Here is a 21272-nt window from a genome sequence, read left to right as displayed (position 1 = left end):
GGACTGGAACGACACTTGCGAATGCAAGGGGAGTGCCAGAAGCCTATGTGGCGCAGCCCAAGCGAGGCCTTGTGCCGAAGCGAAGCGGTTAGTCGCTGTTATGCGTAGTTGCAAAATGCTAAATCCTAATGAAAATAATTTGTTTCAATTATTATTTAATAATTTTCAACACAACAAGATCATCTAATAATTTGTTGATTGTTACCTGTAGTGCTCTCTCCCTTGCAAGTCTTGCTCTGAAACCAGACATGAAGTGTTCGGTAACTTTAGAAAATCCAGAACCTTCGTAAGTGTTTTTAAAGATTAGTTTATTTTTGTGATGTAACGAATATTCAAGTTTAATGTTATAAGTAACGTCTAATGCTGAATCTCCATATTTATCATCTATACTTTCTGCGGTTAAAACATATTCTCCTTCTGTTTCTTTGACTTCAGAGAATAATTCTGAAAATTTTAAATTTTCTTCAATTTGGTATACAACAAAAGTATAGGGAAAATTTTTACCAAAAGTTTCAAATCTACTTTCTGGTTTAGTTACTGAAATTGTTTTTCTATCCGGTTTTGCTGGATATTTTTTGAAGTTATTTGAATAGTCTGGTAGAAATACGCAATTGTTTAGTGCTATTACTATCAGTAGTGAAATTATTTTTAGGTTGAGTTTCATTTTTTTTCCTTTTTTTAATCTTAATTAATATTTAAAATTATTTCTTTTGGTATTTTGAGTAAAAATCAAATGCAAATTCCTTCGTAATGTTTTCTTGGGATTTAGTTATGCTTGCTGTGATATCTTGGGATACTCTATCTTTGTCCGCTAAATTTAAATTAAACCACCAAGAAGTTGTAATTTTTACTTGCTTGTTATATTCGAATTTTTCAATTAACTTTAATTTTGGATCATAAACATAGAAAAATGCATTCACTGGTTCTGCTTTATGTGTGGGATAGATAAATAAAGTTAAGATAGATGCGATATTTTTTATATAACCCATGAAACTTTCGTCATAGTTTCTCCATGAATTAAATGATTTTCCTGGAATACCAAGAATGTAATAGTCGATATTTTCTGATTTTACTGCACATTTTGATTTAGAAGTATCTGGGGTTAATTCAAATTCAATAAATTTAATTAATTCTTTTTTCCCAGATTCTTTCACGACATCTAAATATTGATAAACGAATTCTAAACAATTTTCTCGACTGATTTGATTATTAATATTATTAGAATTAAAAGATGATACATCTTTACCTGCTGGAAATAGTTGTTTCATGGATTTGTTGTAATTTAGGGATGCAGATGACCTATAGAAATTTCCTTCTCTATCTTTAGCCATTTGAAACTCATAGTTCAAAAATCCAATTAAAGCGATTCGTTTGTTTGATGATAAGGTGTTATTTTTATAATCGGGCGCTAAATAACTAGTGTATGAGCTGCATCCTAGTATAGTAATAAAAATCGGGATTAAAAATTTCATTTTCATATTTTTGTTAAAGATGCAAAAAAGCAAACAACTTTTTGCAATTACGCATAACGAACTAGCGGAGACGACGTTCCTCTTAGCTGAGCCTGCAGGGCAGGCGTTAGCGTCGGCGCGTCTTCTTGCGGAGCAAGAAGCGTGACGGAGAGGAATGTGCCGGAGGCCAAGCGAGGGCTCGTCCCGAAGCGAAGCGGTTAGGCGCTGTTATCTGCTGTGCCCTATGCTAAGTTTGGCTTGCTGCCTGTTTTTTCTCACTAAGGAATTTAATAGTCCAAAATTGAGTCAAAGTTAAGCGACAAGTCTTGTGAATAGTTCTTCAGTAGGCGGATCCTTTCCAAATTTGATGTAAACAATATCTGGAACTTTGAATTCGTCAACTTCTTCTAACAGAATCATCCTTTGATTGCAGAAAGGACAAGATTTGTGGAATTTATGATTCTCATCGAGAATGGAATCATCATTGATTTTTGATTCTGTTTCTTCTTTACTGTTTATCTCTAATAATTGATTTACGAGGTCATACTTAGATTTACTAGCAGAGCTGTAGAAACCAGAATAACGAATAGATTTAATGTTTTGTGGAATGATATGTTTGATGTATCTATTTACAAATTCATGGTTAGAAAAGGAAAAAGATTTATCTTTATTATGAAGATTAATGGAACCATTATCAAAAAAATCGACCTGATTAAGATCGAGAGCATTTCCTTTTATAGTTTTGGAAAGGTAGTCAATGATAGGAAAAGGTGATTCGTATTTCTTAGAAACAAATATATTTTCTTTATGTATATTATCTATATTTATTCTGAAGTCATTTCCAAGTTCAGGATGTTTCTTATGTAAAAGAATTAATTCTTTCTTTAGAATTTGGTTATATATAGAATTGAAGTTATCAAGTTTGAAGAGAGTCTGATCTAGTAAGAGAATCTTGTCCTGTTTTTTGGATAGAGCAATAGAATTGAGAAGGATGTGTATATGAGGATGAAGCTGGTAAGCATCCCCATGAGTGTGTAGAACAGAAATGAATGCGGTAGTAGGGGTTAGGTACGTGGCGTACTTAATTAATTTGAGAATCGTATTAGATGAAGCTTCAAAAAGGATTTCTATAAATTCTTTATAATGGGAAAGAATATATGGATACACGCCACGTATAGGTAACTTAAAAACAAGATGATAATGTGGAGAATTAGAAACTTTTTCTTTTGTATTAGAATTCCATTCTCTTTTATTTTCTGATTGGCAAGTAGGACAAGATCTATTGTTACAAGATTCTCTAATGAATATAGAGAAGTGTCCGTTTGGACAAGAATAGACTCTTCCCTTCATGGCATTAGTTCTACAAAGAGCAACAGCAGAAACAACCTTCTTAACATGAGTAGGCAGGTTGGAAGCTTGAATCTTATCTATTTGCTTATATAAAACTTGTTGGAATTCATTCATAGAATTAAGTTCTAGGGCATTGCAGATAACGAACTAGTTGAGACGAGGTTCCTCGTAGCTGAGCCTCTGGAAGAGGCGTTAGCGTCGGCGCGTCTTCTTGCAGAGCAAGAAGCGTGACGGAGAGGAATGTGGCAAAGCCCGAGCGAGGCCTCGTGCCGAAGCGAAGCGTTTCCACGCTGTTATGCGCTGTGCATTTATATTGAATGTTTGCAATAATATTTATCAATTATAAAGCTAAGTTTGGTTTAGAATATTCTTTCAATCGGACCGATCTAGATTTAATGGATCTATTTTAATTTGAATTTTTACTAATTAAAGATTTATTATATGATTTCTTTTAATAAATATCAAAATTTGAATTATTTACAATTTCGTTTATTTCAAATATCTAACTTTCATCTGTTTGATTTTTGCGTCAAATCAAAGATTGTTTGTTCTGGAAAACGTTCAATTATAAAAGGAATTTCCTTATTTTCATTTAAATTGAATACATTGCCTTTAATCTTCTCTCGAACTTTATTGTAATATGTTAGCAAATCCTGGCAGTTCCAATTTCCTGATATTTCTCCTGTAAATTCATTTCGGGCGATCCCAGAGTAGTTAAAGCAAATGATGCGATTATCTTTAATTTTGTAAAATCCTGAAACTAGAGTTTTATTATTTGGATACCATAGGAAAGTTTTTCCGGAATTAGAGTTAAATTCAATTTGGTTACCATGTTGATATTGATCAAAGAATCGGATTGTAATATCATTCGATATACTTGCAACTTTCTCATCTGATAATCTTTCATATAAAGAAAGATTCTTATCGAATATTGCTTCATTACTAGGCCTATTCGCAGTGGTTTTACAATTTTCTGCAAATATAAAGCCAGAAATTATAAAGGTTATTCGGAGGATATTTATCATATATTTTCCTTTAAATGTTTTTTAATGCATTGCGCATAACGAACTAGTGGAGACGACGTTTCCCGACCCTGAGTCCCGACGGGACGTTAGGGACTGGCACGGAGTTTGCGGATGCAAACGAGTGACAGAAGGGAAATGTGGCGCAGCCCAAGCGAGGCCTCGTGCCGAAGCGCAGCGTTTCCATGCTGTTATACGCTGTGGGTAACTAAGACCAAATAGTTTTTAATCCAGAAATTTTATACTTCTTTATCTCCGAATCTTTTGAAATGAAGGTGAGCTTTCTTGTTATGCATTGCCATATAAGCATTCGGTCAAAGGGATCTTTATGAAAATCTTCTTTTAAATTATGGTAAGATGAAGCTTCTTCCTGGTTTAGTTCAATTATGTTAATATTTAATTTTTCAAGTAGTTTTGGGATTTCGTCTGGTTTAAAACCAGATAGTTTCAGTTTACCGAGGCGAAATTTTAAAGAAACTTCCCATAATGAAATTGCACTTACTAGAATTTGGTTTTCCTGATCCTGAACGATAGTTGCAACTTTTTTACTTAATTGTTTTGAGTCACCTATAACCCAGAGTAAAGCATGAGTATCTAAAAGATAAGCCATTAAATATTTAAGAATTCTTCTTCGGTAATGGAAAAATCTTTATCAAAAGATATTTTGACTTTTCCATCAAGTAGTCCAATTTTTCTTTTTCCATCAATCTTTTGATTGATCGGAACGATCATGGCGATTGTCTTTTTGTTTTTCCCAAATAGAATACCAACTTTCTCTCCTTTCTTGACGTATTCAAGAACTTCGGAGAAGTGAGATTTTAGTTCGCCAACGGCATAGGACTTCATAGTGGTTTCAGTAGATCATATGTTGACAAGTTGTCAAGTATAATATTTCTTCGATAATAGAGTTAGATTTTTACCCATTGCGTATAACGAACTAGGGGAGACGACGTTTCCCGACCCTGAGTCCCGAACGGGACGTTAGGGACTGGCACGGAGTTTGCGGATGCAAACGAGTGACAGAAGGGAAATGTGGCGCAGCCCAAGCGAGGCCTCGTGCCGAAGCGAAGCGTTTCCCCGAAGTTATGCGACGTACATTTTATTCGTATTTTTTTGGGAAACTTATTAATTCTTTGATGTAAATTGTTAAACAGAATATTAGATAAAAATTAAGTGATTCTAGCATTAGCGAAGATAATTTTAAAAGAAAATTGAAGTTGAACTCTAGGTTTTTAAATAATATTTTTTCAAAATAACTTATAATATTAAAGTTAAAATAAATTGAATGTAATCCATCACTGAAATCATTTCGAATTAAATTTATTAAAAAAGTGTTTAGGATGATGGAAATGATTAATAAAAGTAGAGGTCTTTTGAATCGACGATATCCGGCATGTAAGAAATATAATAATTGTCTCCAATAATTATTCCTGGAGCTAAAATAATGGTGATAATTAATTAAACTTTCCTTGACTTTGTAGTCTTTTAATGTAGAGGAAATTTCATTTAGTGATTTAATTAAAACTGATTGATTGTATGCAAATCCTATGCTACTTTTTTCAATCCTCGGGTCTTCTTTATATGTATATATTCCATCTCCAATTTCTTCAACATAAATTTTGGGTTTAAAGTAGCTTATGTTATTTTTGAATTTATTAATGATTCTTTTATATGATATTTTATTTTCAGTTGGATACGGAAAGAGAACTTCTCCGGGAATGTATTGTTCCGGTTTTTTAAAATAGAAGTATAAGAATTTTTCAAATATGTTGTATCCTTTAGGTTTTTTATCGCTTATTCGATTAAGCGAAGAATCAAAGTATAGGTATTTTAGAATTGTTTCTTTAGAGAATTTGATAGAGACATTTACAATTGTTAAATTTGAAATATTTTTTGCCTTAAATAGGAATAGGCTTAGTCCGGAAATATTTTCCAAAAATATATTTTGAGCAGTAGTATCTAGGTAATTAATTGAACAGTTTTTTAATCTTAATGTTTGGTTATCCGATGCATTTGAATGTTTAAAGTAGCCTATTTTGGAATTCTCAAAATGTAAATTATTCTCTATACTTTCAATATATGATTCAAAATGTTCTATTTTACAATTTCTGAAATAGATTTGTTTATTTATGCTTAAATTGTTTCTAATCGAATTAAAGTTTTGGTTTAATAAATATATTTTCCGAATTTCAGAGTATTTTAGATTTTTTATGAAAATATCAAGGAAGAAGTGATTTTTGGTCGTTTCAGTGCTCATGGCAATTAAAACCATTTTATCCAACAAATTTTTTCTGATATTTGAATATGACCTTTTTGTATTTTTTGATAAATGTTTTAGTAAATTCAGTTGGAATACAAATTTTCCATTTTGAAAATTTCCTAATGAATTTGAATCTACGAAAATTATTGAATCATTTTTGAATAAGTCTTCGCCCAAACTACCACAAGATTCAACAAATTCAAGAGTTGGATATGTTAGAGAGGTAGGATGTGTTTCAAAGAAAGATAATTGAAAGTAGTATCGTTCCATATTAGTTTAATTCATGTATGTCGCATAACGAACTAATGGAGACGACGTTTCCCGACCCTGAGTCCCGCCGGGACGTTAGGGACTGGCACGGAGTTTGCGGATGCAAACGAGTGACAGAAGGGAAATGTGGCGTAGCCCAAGCGAGGCCTTGTGCCGAAGCGCAGCGTTTCCATGCTGTTATACGCCGTGTCGTTTATTTATAAGTAATGTAGTTTTCCTTCGATATTATTTTGTTAGGAAATTTGGTTTTTATTTTTTCAAATTCTTCTTCAGTTAATTCATATGTTATGTTTTTTAAATCTTTAAGATCAATTTCGATATGAACGGCTCCAATTTTTTTTAGAGTACTTTTCTTTTTTTCTTTTTTTATAATTTCTACTTCGGAATATTTATTTGATTCGGCGGGATGTATAATAATTTTTTTGATATAGTTCATAATCGTATTCCTACTTTTAATTTATCTAATACTAATGAAAGTCTGTCAATATGTTTCGCAAGCAAGTCTACGATGTCTTCTCGGTCAAAGAAAGTTTTGTCGATAGTAAAATTACTATCGAGGCTCAATACTCCGAAAACTGGTTTTTCTCCATTGACCAAATTGGAATACTGATTACTGATCCTATTTTATCTGAAAATGGCTTTACCTTTGAATTTAGCGTTTTTGCGGGACTTTTAAAAGTTTCAGATTTTTTATCATAAATGCAAATTCTCCTGTTTTTCCATGCAGTTCCGCAGGCTCCTTCACCCTTTTCCCATTTATATTCAAGTTCTAGTTCTTGAAAATGTAACTTTTTAACGGACGATGAAAAATAGTAAATCTTCATTCTGTTTAAGAAAAAGAATCTTTTGGTTTTTAGCATTATATTTATTCTGATAGATGGAACAGCTTGAGTTGAACTTATTTCTGCAACTTTATGAGAATATTCTCGTATAATATCTGTAAATATTGCGGTAATTATTTTGTTAAACTCATCTATAGTTTCGATTCCAAGTGGCTTATCGAAAATAGCTATTATTCTTTTCAGTAGAAAAATAAATACAATCGAACAAACGAGAAATAAGTCATTATCTGAAATAAATTTTTGAAACTCCGAACCAATATAGTTCTCAGCTGACGGTAGTTCCGCTGCTTTTATAAGTGGAATTCCGCTAAAAAGGATTAAGTCAATAACAAGTTCTATTAATTTCTTTTTCATATTTTTTTAGACATGGCGTATAACGAACTAGCCTTAACGACGTAGGCTGACCCTGAGTCCCAACGGGACGTTAGGGACTGGAACGACACTTGCGAATGCAAGGGGAGTGCCAGAAGCCTATGTGTCGCAGACCGAGCGAGGCCTTGTGCCGAAGCGAAGCGTTAAGGCGCTGTTAGCCGCAGTTTCCTAATTGCTAAAGAACATTCGGATTAAGATCACAAACAATCGTATAGATTGTATATTCGCCTATAGATTTTGTTTCGATAAAATGCTTTCCCTGATCTCTTGTTCTGCCATCGAAAACAAATAGAAAAGCCGTGTAAAGTTTTTTGCCTTTCATATAGTGTAGTAATTGGTCTTCACCTGTCAGAGCGTAAGTAGACGAATAGCTCTCTCCGCAAATTTTCAATTCAATGATGAAAGATTGAGTTGCGCCTTTGATATACAAATCCATTCGTCCAGCCGATACTTTAATTTCTTCCAAAATTTCAAAGTCTATGTATGATAACTTTCCAGTTAGATACTGTATTATTAATTGTTTGGCAGTTTCTTCGGGGGATTGTATCCAACTATGCTTCCTTTTTTCTTTATTGTATTTCCAAAAATGCATTCGAGATTTTGTAGAAATTGATTCCGCACATTCGCATAGAATAGATCGAAAATCAAAAATATTAAAAGAATTTGGTTTTACAATACTTTGGAAAACAGGTTTTGTTCCTCCGTTTTTAACACATTCTAATATCAAGTCATCTATTTTGGGCTTTAAATTTTGATCGCCATCTAGTTTGGATAGTAAAGCTAGTGCCTCCGTTTCATTTCCATTTTTATGTAAAGCTAGTGCTTTAAGGTAATTTAAATGTGAGTATTCCCCGTAGATTTCAATTTTGCTGTTGAGAAATTTAGTTAAGTCTGACCAAAGCTCCATTTCAATATATAGGTTAATTAAGTCGGCAATTGCGGACAGCCTATATGGATGAATATCAAGGCTTTTCAATATAAATTCGATGGATTTAGGAGAATTGTTATCCTCTTTATATAGTTTTCCTAGCGAATAATAGGCAAGTGATAGAATTTCTGTATCAATTTTGATTTTAGAAATTTCTTCAATGGCTAAATCTAAAAATTTAAATCTTTCATGATTTGGAAGATTCTTATTTAATCCAAATAATATATAAGAGCTAATGATTAATGATACGTCGGGCTGATTTTCGATTTTAGATAAAAACTCAATAGGTATTGTTTTAAAATTTTCAATACTTGTGATAACTTCGATTTTTAAATTAAAAATTGGGTCATTTATTGATTGGTGTATTTTATCTATTTTTTCACTATATAGTTGGACTTCATCATTGTTTCCCAATTTTTGTGATATCTCTTTTGCTAGATAATATGTTGAACATAGTTCCTGCAAATTCCCGATAAGATTTTCACGTAAATTTATTGACTCATCAATTGCACTTTTTGCTTTTTCAATTTTATTTTGTTCCAGATATGTTTTTGCCAAATGAAATCTGAGTGAACCTTGTCTTTCTTTATTTAGTGGATTATCTGGTTGTAAAATATTTATAGCTTCATTTATATAGAAAATGCATTTTTCAGGATCAATATTAAAATAGAAATTCGATAAGCCTATTAATTCAGTTATTGCTTGTTCTTTGTTGCCGCTTGTGAGAAATAGATCAAATGAAAGCATTGCATATCTTTCATATTCAGTTGGAGTTGGTGCAATAATTGAAAGTCCTCGATATATCCACGCTTTGGTCGAGTTTTCTGCTGTTTTTGTTAATATTTGATTATATAGATTATATGCTAAGTTGAATTTTTTGTCTCTGGCTGCCTGGTTTGCTTGTTCTAGTTCTAAATTTTCCAGCAACAAAGGCTCTAGTTCTGAACTAAATTCATGTAAAATTCTATTAACATAATTGGAAGTAATATGAGGTAAATGAAACTTATGACTTAGGGCAATCGCATTTTTAAGAAAATTTAATCTTTCTACTTTATTTAAGATTTCTAAATCCATTTTTAGCAAAAGGTTGAGAACGTTTGTGTTTGTGCAAAACTGTAAGCGATCTTGATTTGAATTTAAAATTTCATACGCTTCTCGAAACTTTAATTTGATTATTAAATTTTCAAAAGAAACAATCCAATCATTGCCGAAATTTTCCATAGTGTTAGTTAAAATTTCTGCAATTTTAGTATTTAGTGATTCGATAAATTTATCACCGTCATGGTTACCTGATTGTTCACCAATAAATTTTTGATCAGACAGATTCGATACGAATGTTAATTCAATTTTCTTAGATTTGTTGTTTTGTTTTTCTTTCATATTTCAGTGGTAAGGTATTGGAAATTGCAGATAACGAATTAGTGGAGACGACGTTCCCCGACCCTGAGTCCCGGAACGGGACGTTAGGGACTGGCCACATAGCTTGCGTATGCAAGCGAGTGCCAGAAGGGGAATGTGCCGTAGGCCAAGCGAGGGCTCGTCCCGAAGCGAAGCGTTTCCGCGATGTTAGTCGCAGTTTTTATTGGCTGGTTGGCGGTGCTTCTGTGGTACCTTGTGAAGCTTGTTCAGTAGGTTTTGAACTACTTGCTTCTTTCTCGTCTTTGGTTTCTTTTTTTGTAGTATTTACATTTCGAATATAATTGTTCGATGCCTTTTGAATTTTTTTCTTTGCCTCAGTAGCTTTGTCACCTTCAAGAACATCTCTTTTTATAATGTCAATTTTAAGAACTTCTTCTATCTCTTCATTTTCAATTCGAACGCCAGGAGTCAGTCTTTTAAGTTCTCTTTTGATTACATCAAGGACAGTTTCAGTTAAGAGCATATGTCCTATATAATATTTACTTAAGGCTTGTTTTTGTGAGTGATATTCGTCAAGTAGCGATTTTCCTAAAGCTTCTTTACAGAGATAATATATCGGTTCAATATGATTTTCATTCTTTATATTTATGGAAGTCAAATTCAGCTCGTAGACTAGTTCTTTGTCAATTGGCTTAGCAAATGTAATTCGATATATTTGCCAATTTATTCCGTTGGTTAGTATAACCCATTCAATTCCAGCATTCGCACCATAGTCAATTGCTTGCTTAATATGATCATCTTTTAGATCAAGTCCGATCGCTTTTACTTCAATTAGCAATTTTACTTTATCACCGATTTTTATCGCTAAATCGCAAAAGGTCTTTTTAACGACATGCTCAGTCGTTATTTCAGAATACTTTTCATATCCAAAAAGTTCTGATAGCATATCAGTTATAATTACAACTGTATCTGACTCATTCACATCTCTCGCTTTTGCAGATGTAAGAATTGGTGTAAATTTTTTAAGTGAAGCAATGATTCGTTCTTGTACTTTTGCTGGAATTGACATAGTTTTCTCCTATTGTTCTGTATCAGATAGTGTAACGATGGCTTGAGCCCATTTTACGTAATTTAGGTTCGCCAAATCTCTGATTGTTTTTACATTGAATGCTTTCAATAGAAGCTCGGAATCTCCTTCGCTAAGTCCTTGTAACGCTGAAACAGGAGAATCTGCTATTTCTTTTAAACTTTTGGACTCGAAGGCCTTATCGACTGCTTTGTTAATATTCATATTTTTCCTCTTTTAACAGGTATTTTGTTATAGAGGAAGGTTAGAGCATACCTGGGACAAATTTGCAAGTTTTTTCATAAATTTATAAAAATTGCGACTAACGTTAAGAGTATCCGACGTGACTTTGAAACTCGAAAGTGCGGTAGCACCTTTCGAGTTTCAAAGTCATGTCTCCGAGCCGACCAACTACTAGCAAGTCCCGTGACTGAGTGTAGGGCGCAAAACTTGCATTATTCTCTTGCAAGTTTTGTGACCGGAACGAAGGCACTGGACTTGCGTAAGTTCAACAAAAATACTACAAGATGTGGCTAATACAACTAAGCCGGCTTGGAGCAAGGAGGTGAACAGCATCCGAACATAGTTCACCTCCGCAGTGGATACTCGCAGTTAGGCGAAGGAAAATCACTTTTGTCGTGTTGTCTTATTAACTCCTGTTTAGTCATAACAGTTGTGCTTCCATTATACCCTTTATTTACTTTTAAAATCATAGATTCCATCCCAGTCTTTAACTTCACTTTCAGACAGATTTTTGATTCGTTCCAAATACAACTTACATAAAAAATCGTTTGGGCTTTGCTTATATGCGTCATCGAAAAAAATCTTAGCTTGCTGGAAATCGCCACTCTTATAGTACATGAGTGCATTCATAAAATTTATTAGATTCTTTTCTTTGTTCTTTATTTCCTCTGCGTCTAATTCTGAATAAACTTCAAAAATAACGCATGGTAGCGCCTTACCTTTTACTCTGACCGAATCTATTTCTCTTAGTTTAAAATCTTGCTCTTTAATACCTTGATAAACACTATCAGTAATCAAAAGGCATGAATTATAATATTTGTTTAAACTTTGAATTCTAGAGGCTAAATTTACATTATCCCCAATAATAGTATATACTTTTCTTTCAGTTGAACCAACATTACCCGCTACTACTTTACCAGAATGAATTCCAATCGTTATTTCAAGTATTTCATTCCCAAAATAACTTTCATCGTTAAGCTGTTTTAATCTTTTTAACATTTCGACTGCAACTTTTACGGCGAGTTCTCTATCCTTAGATTTTGCTTCCGGTATTCCAAAGACGACCATCATTGCATCTCCAATAAACTTATCAAGGAAACCGTCGTTACGTAAAATAATTTCAACCATTTCAATAAAGAACTTATTTAGGAGTAATATTAAATCAATAGGATTTAATCTCTCTGCCAATTTTGTAAAATTTTTAATATCGCAAAATAAAATTGTTACTTCTTTTTCTTCTCCCTCAGTTTTAATCTTTTTGTTAATTATATCATCTACAACTTGTGGTGAAACATATTTTCCGAAAAGGTCTACGATTTCATTTTTTTTATTCTTCTCAAATAAAAGAAAATCTCTTAAAAATCCGGCGGTTAATCCCAATACTACAAGAAAAGGAGTTTCAACTAAATGTTCTAACATTACTGTGTGGACATGATGCTCGGAGGAAAACATTGTAAATAGATGTGCAATTGCTGCAATTATACTTACACCTGTACTCGTGATAAATCCTAAAAATATTACCGCATATAGAATGGGAATATAATACAATCTCATAGAGATCGCTGTCCAAAGTTCATTATTTTCAGCAAGAGATAAAGTATGCATAATGAAAATAAGGGCTATTAAAACTGCAATGGTAAAAAATTTTGATAATGTTATATTCTGTTTCAATTCGAACAAGTGAAATTCAATTAATTTATTCATATTTTATTTTACAGGTAAACTGCATTTCTCCGGTATTCCTCTGTCTTGTTTAATTCTTGGGGTTAATACCAATAAGCCAACCACTAACAGGGTCCGCTTATTGGTTTTTTTATTTGTCATCATCCTAGTGAGTGTGTTTATGATCTTCTGGGTGATTTTTATTCTCTTCATTCGTTTTACTCGGAGCAACTTTACTTTCATCTGTTTTATTAGGAACAGTTTTAGATTCTTCTGTTTTTGCTCCATGATCGCCCATGGCTATCATGAGACATCATGTCTTTGTGCATAAAATACATAAACCCTATCATCACAACCATCACGACAACCATACCCGTGCCCATTATTGCTTTTCTCCACAATCTCGCATATCTTTCAGATAGGGATTTACTATGGTGTCCCCTTTAGCGATCCATTTTTTCTTTTCCATTGGGCAGTAGAATAAATTTGCCTTAGATTTATCATGATGACCTACAACCGATGATAGTTCATTGACTAACAAAGAGTAGGCGCTTAATTTATCTTTCAGAGTTTCTGCTTTTCCTAATTTTTCTGTAAGAGGAATTGCTTTTTTAAAAGTCTCCGTGTCCTTTTTATCATCAGCTCCTTTATTGAGAAGTTCTGTAAGTTTTTTAGTATCAAGCTTTCCTGAAGTTTCTTTTACTAATGCATCATGAAACTTTACCATCTCTTCCATTACCAATGTCGCTTTACCGTCGTGCGCCCAAGCCGTTGTTCCAAACAGGAATAGAATTCCTATTACCATTGTTTTAAGTTTATTCATTGTTTTCTCCTTTTAATGAATTCAAAAATTTTCACATTTATTTTATTGCTCTATAATATGAGTACGTTCCAATTCTAGTATTGATAAAATCTTTTTCTGCTACATTCTTAAATCCTGCTTGCTCCATAAACTTTGGTAAAAGTCCATTCACATTATCATTTGTTGTTTTAAAGCCGTCCAAAATTTGAACAATATAAAACAAGAATCGCATTAATTTAGATTTAGCCTTTCCCCAATCTCCTATTATAAGATTACCGTTTGGCTTTAATACGCGATAGATTTCTTTTAAGCAAGGTAGCTTCGTTTCTGCGTCAAGCTGATGAAAAACTAACGAGCTAAATACTTTATCAAACGAGTTATCAGGATACGGGAAAGTAGCCCCTTCATAGAGATCAAGTGTTATCCCAAACCCAAGTTTCTTTATTTTATATTCAGCTATCTCTTTTACTTTTGGGTCAATATCCAGTCCGTTTAGTTTGGTTTTATTATTCCGCTCGTGTGCAAGAATAATATTTTGTCCAGTGCCGTAACCAAATTCTAAAATAGTCTCATCATTCTGTGGCTCTACTTCATCTATTAGTTTGGTTCGAAATTTTTTCTCAGGCATTGTCAATCTAATTGTTAGATCATAAAAGCCGGTTAACCAATCGTAGCCTAAGGCAGGGATAAATTCTTTTTTCTTATTCATTGTTCTCTCCTCAGTGAAATTCAGAATTAAATTTTTATATTTAATTCTGAATTATCTTAAATTTACTTTCTATCTAACTCTTTTGCTAAAGAATTATGCATTACAGCCATCATCTCAAAATTGGCTTTTTGAGATTTTGCATCCGCAATGATTTTGTCGCAATGAGTTTCCATTTCTCTTATTTTCAGCTTTGGACTTAATTTTTCATTTATCCAATATTTCTTTTGAAAATCACTTTTCATTTTCGAATGCTCTTCAATAATATTTTGCTGTGCTTTCACTAATTCCTCATATTTAGAAGCCTGCGATAAATGTTCTGCTTTTACCTTAGAAACATCTTGCGCCCAAACTGTTGTACCAAATAGGAATAGAATTCCTATCACCATTACTTTCATTTTATTCATTGTTTTCTCCTTTTAATGAATGACATTTAATTCTTTTCGCTTCCATAAATAATAAATGGCGGGATAAACTAAAAGCTCTAACGCAAAGCTAGTAACAAGTCCTCCAACCATGGGAGCAGCAATTCGTTTCATTACATCTGATCCAGTAGCCGTAGACCACATAATAGGAAGTAACCCCATCATGGCACATAAGACAGTCATGATTTTAGGACGAACTCTTTTTACTGCACCATGTAAGATGGATTCTTTTAACTCAGTATCATTTGTCAAAAGTCCTTTCTTCTTTGCGTCTTCGTGCGCCAAATCGAGATATAACAACATAAATACACCGGTCTCCGCATCGAGTCCCATGAGGGCAATCATTCCTACCCAGACAGCGATTGAAATTTGGTAATCTAGAATAAATAATATTCCTACAGCCCCAATAAGCGAAAAGGGAACAGCGCACATAACAATCATTGTCTTCATATAAGAACTAGTATTCATATAAATAAGAAAAAAGATAATGAAGAGGGTAATAGGGATTACATACTTCATTCTTTCTCGAACTCGAATGATATTCTCATATTGACCAGTCCAGAGCAGAGTATAACCTGCAGGAAGTTTCACTGATTCGGTTACTTTCAATTTTGCTTTCTCTACAAAACCACCAATATCCGATTCACCTGTATCCAAGTAAACGTATCCGGTAAGGAATCCATTTTCATCTCGAATCATGGCAGGTCCTGTTTTGAATTCTAAGTCTGCAATTTCTCCAATGGGAATATGGGAGTCAGTCGAGGTAGGAACTAAAATACGCTTTAATTGGTCTATATTTTCTCTGAGTGCTCTTGGATAACGGATATTAACCGTATATCGTTCTCGCCCTTCAATAGTTTGAGTGACAGACTCACCACCAATTGCGGTCAAAATGATAGTTTGCGCACTGGCGATAGTAATTCCGTAGCGGGCAAGTTTTTCTCTTTTTAAATTTATATCTAAAAAGTATCCACCTGCTGCACGCTCGGCAAAAACTGATCTAACTCCGGGAAGGGTTTTTAAAACAGTTTCCATTTCAATTCCAAGCCTTTCAATTTCTTCTAACGATTCGCCCTGGATTTTAATACCGATTGGTGTTCGTAGACCTGTGGATAGCATATCAATTCTTGCCTTGATAGGCATCGTCCATGCGTTAGACACCCCCGGAAAAGAAAGTTCTTTATCCATGATTGCAATTAATTCTTCTTTAGAGATTCTATCGGGCGCAAAACTTCTAAATAGAAAATGAGTGAAATTTGGTAGCTTTGAATAAAATCTTTCTTTTGTTCTCCATTCATTTTGTGGCTTTACTGAGACAACCGTTTCCATCATAGAGAAAGGAGCACTATCTGTCGATGTATCAGATCTTCCTGCTTTTCCAAATACACGGACTACTTCTGGAATTTGCTTTAATTTTTTATCCATATTTATCATTAGCCGCTCTGTCTCTGCTACGGAAACTCCTGGAAGAGTTGTAGGCATATACAGAATAGTCTCTTCATAAAGGGGAGGCATGAATTCTGAACCAAGGTGAAGATAGAGTGGAATTGTAAGTAGAACTAATAATATAGATGAACCAATTATCGTTCGGGGATGATTTAAAACAAATACACAGGCAGGCTCATAGTATTTAAAAAGTATTTTACTGATAGGGTGATTTTCTTCCTTATAGTATTTACCGACTAACAAGGTAGTTGCCGTTTTACTTAAGAATTTATTTTTGAAGGTAAATGGATCCATTCTAGTGAAAAGCATTCTAAAAGCGGGATCGAGAGTTAAAGCAAGAATAGCCGCTATTGCCATAGCAAGATTTTTAGAATACGCAAGAGGACGAAATAATCTTCCTTCTTGGTCAACGAGAGTGAATACAGGCAAGAAAGCTACAGCGATTACTAGCAAAGAAAAAAATACAGAAGGACCTACTTCCAAAAGTGCTTCGAGCCTAACAACGTGATAGTCGCCAATGCGACCACCGGATTCCCATTCTTCTAATTTCTTGTAAGCGTTTTCTACTTCTACTATCGCACCGTCGACCAAAACTCCAATAGAGATTGCAATTCCTGAAAGAGACATGATATTTGATTGAAGACCTAGCGCATACATAGGAATAAACGCTATGATAACCGAAATTGGAATCGTAAGAATTGGAACAATTGCAGACGGAAAATGCCATAGGAAAATTAAAATTACGATGGAAACAACAATCATTTCTTCGAGTAATTTTTCTTTTAAGGTGTGAATTGCATTCAGGATCAAGGTTGATCTATCGTAGGTAGTTACAATTTCTAATCCTTTCGGAAGAGAGGGAGTAATTTCTGTTATTTTTTTCTTAACTCTTTCAATCACAGAGAGAGCATTTTCTCCGTGACGCATAACAATGATTCCACCCACAGTGTCACCCTTTCCATCTAAATCAGAAATCCCGCGTCGCAAATCAGGACCTAAATCTACTTTTGCGATATTCTTTACTAGAATGGGAGTTCCTGTCGTATCAGTGCCGAGGCTGATTTCTTCTATATCAGAAATATTTCGAATATAGCCTTTGCCTCGAATCATGTATTCAGCACCGCTTAACTCCATTAGCCGCGCACCAGTTTCTTGGTTAGATTCTCTAATTTTTTGAACAACCGATTCCATGGAAATATCATAAGCTTGCAATGCAATGGGGTTAACAGTGATTTGATACTGTTTTTTGAAACCGCCGATGCCTGCAACTTCTGATACTCCGGGTATCGCGTTTAACAAGTAACGAAGTTTAAAATCCTGAAAAGAACGAATATCGGTTAATGAGTTATTGCCGCTCTTATCAACCAGTGCATACTGATAAACCCAACCTACACCTGTCGCGTCGGGACCGAGTTCTGTTTGCACGCCTTCTGGAAGTCTAGATTGAATGCGAGATAGATATTCTAGAACGCGCGATCTCGCCCAGTAAATATCTGTTCCATCTTGGAATATAACGTATACGAACGAATAGCCGAAGTCAGAAAATCCACGGATAACTTTCACTTTGGGAGCACCGAGTAGACCTGTGATGATAGGATAAGTCACCTGGTCTTCTATAATATCGGGACTTCTATCCCAGCGGGAATAGACTATGACCTGTGTATCAGATAGATCAGGAATTGCATCGAGAGGAATATTAGTAATAGAATAATAGGAGCCAATGAGTATTACCCCGATTACAACTAATACCAAAAATTTATTATGAGCAGAGAAGCGTATGATTTTAGAGGTAAAAGAGTCTGAATTAATGGGAGTGTTCATTAGAAGATCCTCCAAGTTTGATTTTACTTTCTGAATCTAATAGAAAATTTGATTCTACAACGATTTCGTCTCCATCAAGGAGACCTTCCAACACTTCATAGAATTCATCGGTCTCCATTCCTGTCTTTATCATTACCGGAGAAAATTGATCGCTTGATACTTTCTTGTAGGCTAACTTATGTTTGCCTGTATTTAGAATAGCAGACTTGGGAATAGAAAGTACTTTCTTTTGAGGAATAGAAATTTCTATATTACCAAACATCTGCGGCTTAAGCATATTATCCTTATCAATAACATAAGAGCGGAAACGAAGAGTTCTATTTTTTTCATCTAGAATAGAGTCTATGCTTTGAATTGTGCCAGTGAATATTTTATCTGGAAAGGAATCTATTTTTAAAATTACTTTTTGTCCGCGTTTCACATATGCAATATCAGCTTCGTAAATGGAGGAGTAGATATAAGCTCTTCCATTTTTACTCCCCAAGATAAGCTCATCTGGATTTCGAGTTGAGTTACCCCACTCAGATATCTGCGAATCGGAAAGTCCTAATTGTCTAAGTCGGACAATGCTTGAATTTAAGAGAGAATTTGGTAAAACTACACTTGAATCTTCGCTAAGCATTTGCCCTGCTTTTCGCGCTTCTTTATATTCTAAGATGGCAGTATAAAGCTCAGGGTCATAGGCTACTCTGGAATATGCGTTAATACTTTTATTCAGACTTCTAATTGTTACAATATCTGTTTTTATGCCGATTAATTGCTGCTTTTCTTCGGGCAAATAAATAGTAGTCGCATCATTTTTATTTGTAGGGTTTGAAGAAGGATTTCCATGTTCATGCTCTGTATGAGATTCTGATTTAGGAGGGGTTACTTGTGATTTCTCTTTCTTGACTAAATCCATATTACAAATAGGACATTGCCCGGGTCTATCAGAGGTATAAGCAGGGTGCATTCTGCATGTCCAGATTTCTTTTTCCTTTTTACAGGATTGTAAAAAGGAAATTAGCATAATAAATGTAATTGTCGAATGTAAAAGTTTTTTCATATCAATTCTCCCTATTTTTGATTAGATTGTCTGTGAGTTCTAGAATTAAAAGAATAGTAATTGCTTTTTTCTCTAATAATTCTGTTTCTGAAATATATGCTTTTTGTAATTCTATTTTTAAACCAAGAACTTCGATTAGATCAATTTTTCCCGAACCATATTGAGAGGATAATGCTGATAAGCTTTTACTAAGCTCAGGAAGTAATTTTTTCTGATAGAGTTCAATTTGAGACTCTAATGATTCGAGAGTAACAAATAGTTTATCAAAGTTCGATTCAAGAAATAGTTTATTTCTTTCTAGCTCGAATGTTTTTGATTTTGTGTTTTCTTGGGATCTTTCTTTTAGATCATGACTGGAGAAAAAAGACCAAACTGGAACTCTAACATTTATCCCAAACGAAAATAAATTACCTCGATATTCGGTATTATCCATTATCCGGTAATCTAATGGACCGTTATCTACAGTGACTATCTGGTTTCGTCTTTTCATATAGGCAAAGAAAATTTCCGTATCAGGCGCATGGAGAATACTTGAAAGTTTGCTCTCATTTTTTGCGCGCTCGATTGCGACAGATGCCAATTTGTAGTTTGGATTTTCGACTAAGTTTAGTTTGAGATTTTGCTTTTCAGATTTGACGAATGCTAACTTTTCTAAAAGATATTTGCTGGCGTCCACCTCTAGAATTTTAGCAAGGTTTGTATTATCTGTTTTGAAATATTCTAAGGAAGCGATTGCGTTTTTTTTGTCGCGGGTAAATTCAATTTCACGCTCTTGCGAAACAGTCCCTTCCACCTGTAATTTTAGAGTTTTAGACAAAGCAGAATTTCCAGTGGCAAAAGTAGAAGCAGAAATTGTTTTCTGGCTTTCTAAAGTTTTTCGAATCAGATCATTTAAGATTATTTTTTTCTCGGAGCTTTTTAATCGAACTAATTGGGAAAGATATTCCAGCAGAAATTGATTTTTGCGAGATTTAGCAAAATGTAAAAATTCCATTTCCATTAATTTGCCAGCCTTACCCTGCAAGGTTAATTTACCAGGAAAAGGAATTTCTTGTGAGATACTATATTCGATTCCAGTCATGCTCGGTGTATCATAAGCTCGATCATTGGGAGTATAAGAACGCGTTGGGTAATTTCGAAATGCTACTCCAATCTTGGGATCGGGGTAAGTTGTTTCATGACCTGCATTGGCGCGTTTAGAATTTAGCTCTGCGTCAAGGGACTTAATTTCAGGGTGTAATGAAATTAAATTTTCTAACTGAGTATCAACTTCTTGTGGGTAAATAACTACTGTTAAAAGAAAAAGTACAATAATAATTACTCGATTCATTACAGTCCTCCTAAAGGATGAAAATAGTATTAATAAATAAACTAGGTGTATAACCTAAAAAGGAAAAATAGGAGGTTAAAATCAGATTAGGAGATGAATCGTTTTTACTGGAGATGGTTTTGGATGAGGGGAAAGGATTTTTGGATGAGGGGAAAGGATTTTTGGAACAAAAGAAAAAAATGCGTTAGATGAAATATCTAAAGCACAGGTTACATTTAGAGGAGAACCGAAAACAAACTCGATACGAAACGTCTTCTTTAAATCCTTAGAAGAATCTTCAATACTAATAGCTTTCGTTTTAGTGCAATCACAGTCTTTCTTAGAGGAGTCTTTTTCTTGGTGGCATTTGGGTTTAGAGTGAGTGGACTGAATTTTTATGAGGTGGTAGACAATTTTAGACGCCATTAGATCACGGCAATCAAAGCTAAAAGAAATAGCAATTGCCAGTAGTAAAATTAAAATCTTCCTCATAGCACTTTTTTAGACGTATGAATCTATATGGCAAGAACTTTTTTAGGAAAAAAGTTGACCTAAAGAGAAAGAGCAAGGATAATAAGTTGGAAATTGATAGTTTATAATTAGAATAATAATGAAAAAAATTTTAAATCTTTTAATAGAAATTTAATTTGAACAGACTCAACTTTTTTAAAATCATGAGGTAGAATAAAAAGAAGGCTTTTTTTAACAAATTTCTCCGGATTCTATTCCAGTTCAGATGAAAACGCAATTTTGCTGACCTAAATTAAGCTAATACTCCAAGCCGAAAATGGAGATTAGAGATGGAAAAACAAGTAAGAGAAAGACGTACGTTCAAAGCGGATGACAAGATAGGCATCATCCGAAAACACCTATTAAAATCAAAGTTGGTANAC

At 33.9% G+C, this 21272-nt stretch carries 21 protein-coding genes; all 21 read right to left on the bottom strand.

Annotated elements, in window-relative coordinates; all coding sequences use genetic code 11:
- Nucleotides 1-151: 151 nt before the first annotated feature.
- The 21 genes from LEP1GSC199_RS21710 to LEP1GSC199_RS06570 all read right to left on the bottom strand — a co-directional run bounded on the left by LEP1GSC199_RS21710 (nt 152) and on the right by LEP1GSC199_RS06570 (nt 20871).
- Nucleotides 152-664: a hypothetical protein gene (locus LEP1GSC199_RS21710; protein ID WP_002979341.1), complete on the bottom strand. Its 513-nt coding sequence runs from the start codon at nt 662-664 to the stop codon at nt 152-154.
- A gap of 37 nt (nt 665-701) precedes the next feature.
- The gene (locus LEP1GSC199_RS06665; RefSeq protein ID WP_039926273.1) at nt 702-1472 is read right to left on the bottom strand and encodes an Lp29 family lipoprotein; all 771 of its coding nucleotides are present in this window, start codon (nt 1470-1472) and stop codon (nt 702-704) included.
- A gap of 291 nt (nt 1473-1763) precedes the next feature.
- Complete coding sequence (locus tag LEP1GSC199_RS06660) at nt 1764-2915, bottom strand: IS91 family transposase (RefSeq protein WP_002979344.1); 1152 nt, start codon at nt 2913-2915, stop codon at nt 1764-1766.
- Nucleotides 2916-3310: 395 nt separating this feature from the next.
- Nucleotides 3311-3826: a hypothetical protein gene (locus LEP1GSC199_RS06655; RefSeq protein ID WP_051999740.1), complete on the bottom strand. Its 516-nt coding sequence runs from the start codon at nt 3824-3826 to the stop codon at nt 3311-3313.
- Nucleotides 3827-4031: 205 nt separating this feature from the next.
- A complete protein-coding gene (locus tag LEP1GSC199_RS06650) occupies nt 4032-4433 on the bottom strand; it encodes a type II toxin-antitoxin system VapC family toxin (RefSeq protein WP_002979322.1) in 402 nt (133 codons plus the stop codon).
- Nucleotides 4433-4669 (bottom strand): type II toxin-antitoxin system Phd/YefM family antitoxin, encoded by a 237-nt coding sequence (locus tag LEP1GSC199_RS06645; protein WP_002979335.1) that lies wholly within the window; start codon nt 4667-4669, stop codon nt 4433-4435. Before LEP1GSC199_RS06645 ends, LEP1GSC199_RS06650 begins: the two co-directional genes overlap by 1 nt.
- Before the next feature lie 253 nt (nt 4670-4922).
- Nucleotides 4923-6353, bottom strand: coding sequence for a hypothetical protein (locus LEP1GSC199_RS06640; protein ID WP_002979330.1), 1431 nt, complete (start codon nt 6351-6353; stop codon nt 4923-4925).
- 193 nt (nt 6354-6546) lie between these two features.
- On the bottom strand, nt 6547-6789 hold the full coding sequence (locus LEP1GSC199_RS06635) for a hypothetical protein (protein ID WP_002979318.1): 243 nt from the start codon (nt 6787-6789) through the stop codon (nt 6547-6549).
- 124 nt (nt 6790-6913) lie between these two features.
- Nucleotides 6914-7549, bottom strand: a complete 636-nt coding sequence (locus LEP1GSC199_RS20515; protein ID WP_002979324.1) for a hypothetical protein — start codon at nt 7547-7549, stop codon at nt 6914-6916.
- 193 nt (nt 7550-7742) lie between these two features.
- A complete protein-coding gene (locus tag LEP1GSC199_RS06625) occupies nt 7743-9875 on the bottom strand; it encodes a tetratricopeptide repeat protein (RefSeq protein ID WP_002979332.1) in 2133 nt (710 codons plus the stop codon).
- Nucleotides 9876-10074: 199 nt separating this feature from the next.
- The gene (locus LEP1GSC199_RS06620) at nt 10075-10923 is read right to left on the bottom strand and encodes a type I restriction enzyme HsdR N-terminal domain-containing protein (protein WP_002979334.1); all 849 of its coding nucleotides are present in this window, start codon (nt 10921-10923) and stop codon (nt 10075-10077) included.
- 9 nt (nt 10924-10932) lie between these two features.
- Nucleotides 10933-11145 carry a hypothetical protein gene (locus tag LEP1GSC199_RS06615; protein ID WP_002979328.1) on the bottom strand — a complete coding sequence of 71 codons (213 nt, stop codon included), beginning with the start codon at nt 11143-11145 and terminating at the stop codon, nt 10933-10935.
- A 468-nt stretch (nt 11146-11613) separates the two neighbouring features.
- A complete protein-coding gene (locus LEP1GSC199_RS06610; protein ID WP_002979320.1) occupies nt 11614-12867 on the bottom strand; it encodes an adenylate/guanylate cyclase domain-containing protein in 1254 nt (417 codons plus the stop codon).
- A gap of 124 nt (nt 12868-12991) precedes the next feature.
- The gene (locus LEP1GSC199_RS22075) at nt 12992-13123 is read right to left on the bottom strand and encodes a hypothetical protein (RefSeq protein ID WP_269746523.1); all 132 of its coding nucleotides are present in this window, start codon (nt 13121-13123) and stop codon (nt 12992-12994) included.
- A gap of 84 nt (nt 13124-13207) precedes the next feature.
- Nucleotides 13208-13648, bottom strand: a complete 441-nt coding sequence (locus LEP1GSC199_RS06600) for an LIC13259/LIC11441 family protein (RefSeq protein WP_002979351.1) — start codon at nt 13646-13648, stop codon at nt 13208-13210.
- 37 nt (nt 13649-13685) lie between these two features.
- The gene (locus LEP1GSC199_RS06595) at nt 13686-14336 is read right to left on the bottom strand and encodes a class I SAM-dependent methyltransferase (protein ID WP_002979350.1); all 651 of its coding nucleotides are present in this window, start codon (nt 14334-14336) and stop codon (nt 13686-13688) included.
- Nucleotides 14337-14398: 62 nt separating this feature from the next.
- Nucleotides 14399-14740: a hypothetical protein gene (locus LEP1GSC199_RS06590; RefSeq protein WP_002979339.1), complete on the bottom strand. Its 342-nt coding sequence runs from the start codon at nt 14738-14740 to the stop codon at nt 14399-14401.
- Nucleotides 14741-14752: 12 nt separating this feature from the next.
- The gene (locus LEP1GSC199_RS06585) at nt 14753-18025 is read right to left on the bottom strand and encodes an efflux RND transporter permease subunit (protein ID WP_051999739.1); all 3273 of its coding nucleotides are present in this window, start codon (nt 18023-18025) and stop codon (nt 14753-14755) included.
- Entirely contained in the window at nt 18009-19070 is a 1062-nt protein-coding gene (locus LEP1GSC199_RS06580) for an efflux RND transporter periplasmic adaptor subunit (protein ID WP_002979316.1), read from the bottom strand. Before LEP1GSC199_RS06580 ends, LEP1GSC199_RS06585 begins: the two co-directional genes overlap by 17 nt.
- Before the next feature lies 1 nt (nt 19071).
- Nucleotides 19072-20400 carry a TolC family protein gene (locus tag LEP1GSC199_RS06575; RefSeq protein WP_002979337.1) on the bottom strand — a complete coding sequence of 443 codons (1329 nt, stop codon included), beginning with the start codon at nt 20398-20400 and terminating at the stop codon, nt 19072-19074.
- An 81-nt stretch (nt 20401-20481) separates the two neighbouring features.
- On the bottom strand, nt 20482-20871 hold the full coding sequence (locus LEP1GSC199_RS06570) for a hypothetical protein (protein ID WP_039926257.1): 390 nt from the start codon (nt 20869-20871) through the stop codon (nt 20482-20484).
- Nucleotides 20872-21272 lie beyond the last annotated feature (401 nt).

Origin of the sequence: Leptospira vanthielii serovar Holland str. Waz Holland = ATCC 700522 (genome assembly GCF_000332455.1) — a bacterium.
GTDB classification, from domain to species: domain Bacteria; phylum Spirochaetota; class Leptospiria; order Leptospirales; family Leptospiraceae; genus Leptospira_A; species Leptospira_A vanthielii.
This window is presented reverse-complemented; position numbering and strand designations above follow the sequence as displayed.

Coding starts and splice junctions, on each gene's coding strand:
- LEP1GSC199_RS06620 (WP_002979334.1), bottom strand. CDS start 10,923: ATGTCAATTCCAGCAAAAGTACAAGAACGAATCATTGCTTCACTTAAA.
- LEP1GSC199_RS22075 (WP_269746523.1), bottom strand. CDS start 13,123: ATGGGCGATCATGGAGCAAAAACAGAAGAATCTAAAACTGTTCCTAAT.
- LEP1GSC199_RS20515 (WP_002979324.1), bottom strand. CDS start 7,549: ATGAAAAAGAAATTAATAGAACTTGTTATTGACTTAATCCTTTTTAGC.
- LEP1GSC199_RS06600 (WP_002979351.1), bottom strand. CDS start 13,648: ATGAATAAACTTAAAACAATGGTAATAGGAATTCTATTCCTGTTTGGA.
- LEP1GSC199_RS06595 (WP_002979350.1), bottom strand. CDS start 14,336: ATGAATAAGAAAAAAGAATTTATCCCTGCCTTAGGCTACGATTGGTTA.
- LEP1GSC199_RS06580 (WP_002979316.1), bottom strand. CDS start 19,070: ATGAAAAAACTTTTACATTCGACAATTACATTTATTATGCTAATTTCC.
- LEP1GSC199_RS06655 (WP_051999740.1), bottom strand. CDS start 3,826: ATGATAAATATCCTCCGAATAACCTTTATAATTTCTGGCTTTATATTT.
- LEP1GSC199_RS06635 (WP_002979318.1), bottom strand. CDS start 6,789: ATGAACTATATCAAAAAAATTATTATACATCCCGCCGAATCAAATAAA.
- LEP1GSC199_RS06575 (WP_002979337.1), bottom strand. CDS start 20,400: ATGAATCGAGTAATTATTATTGTACTTTTTCTTTTAACAGTAGTTATT.
- LEP1GSC199_RS06585 (WP_051999739.1), bottom strand. CDS start 18,025: ATGAACACTCCCATTAATTCAGACTCTTTTACCTCTAAAATCATACGC.
- LEP1GSC199_RS06610 (WP_002979320.1), bottom strand. CDS start 12,867: ATGAATAAATTAATTGAATTTCACTTGTTCGAATTGAAACAGAATATA.
- LEP1GSC199_RS06615 (WP_002979328.1), bottom strand. CDS start 11,145: ATGAATATTAACAAAGCAGTCGATAAGGCCTTCGAGTCCAAAAGTTTA.
- LEP1GSC199_RS06650 (WP_002979322.1), bottom strand. CDS start 4,433: ATGGCTTATCTTTTAGATACTCATGCTTTACTCTGGGTTATAGGTGAC.
- LEP1GSC199_RS21710 (WP_002979341.1), bottom strand. CDS start 664: ATGAAACTCAACCTAAAAATAATTTCACTACTGATAGTAATAGCACTA.
- LEP1GSC199_RS06570 (WP_039926257.1), bottom strand. CDS start 20,871: ATGAGGAAGATTTTAATTTTACTACTGGCAATTGCTATTTCTTTTAGC.
- LEP1GSC199_RS06625 (WP_002979332.1), bottom strand. CDS start 9,875: ATGAAAGAAAAACAAAACAACAAATCTAAGAAAATTGAATTAACATTC.
- LEP1GSC199_RS06590 (WP_002979339.1), bottom strand. CDS start 14,740: ATGAATAAAATGAAAGTAATGGTGATAGGAATTCTATTCCTATTTGGT.
- LEP1GSC199_RS06640 (WP_002979330.1), bottom strand. CDS start 6,353: ATGGAACGATACTACTTTCAATTATCTTTCTTTGAAACACATCCTACC.
- LEP1GSC199_RS06660 (WP_002979344.1), bottom strand. CDS start 2,915: ATGAATGAATTCCAACAAGTTTTATATAAGCAAATAGATAAGATTCAA.
- LEP1GSC199_RS06645 (WP_002979335.1), bottom strand. CDS start 4,669: ATGAAGTCCTATGCCGTTGGCGAACTAAAATCTCACTTCTCCGAAGTT.
- LEP1GSC199_RS06665 (WP_039926273.1), bottom strand. CDS start 1,472: ATGAAATTTTTAATCCCGATTTTTATTACTATACTAGGATGCAGCTCA.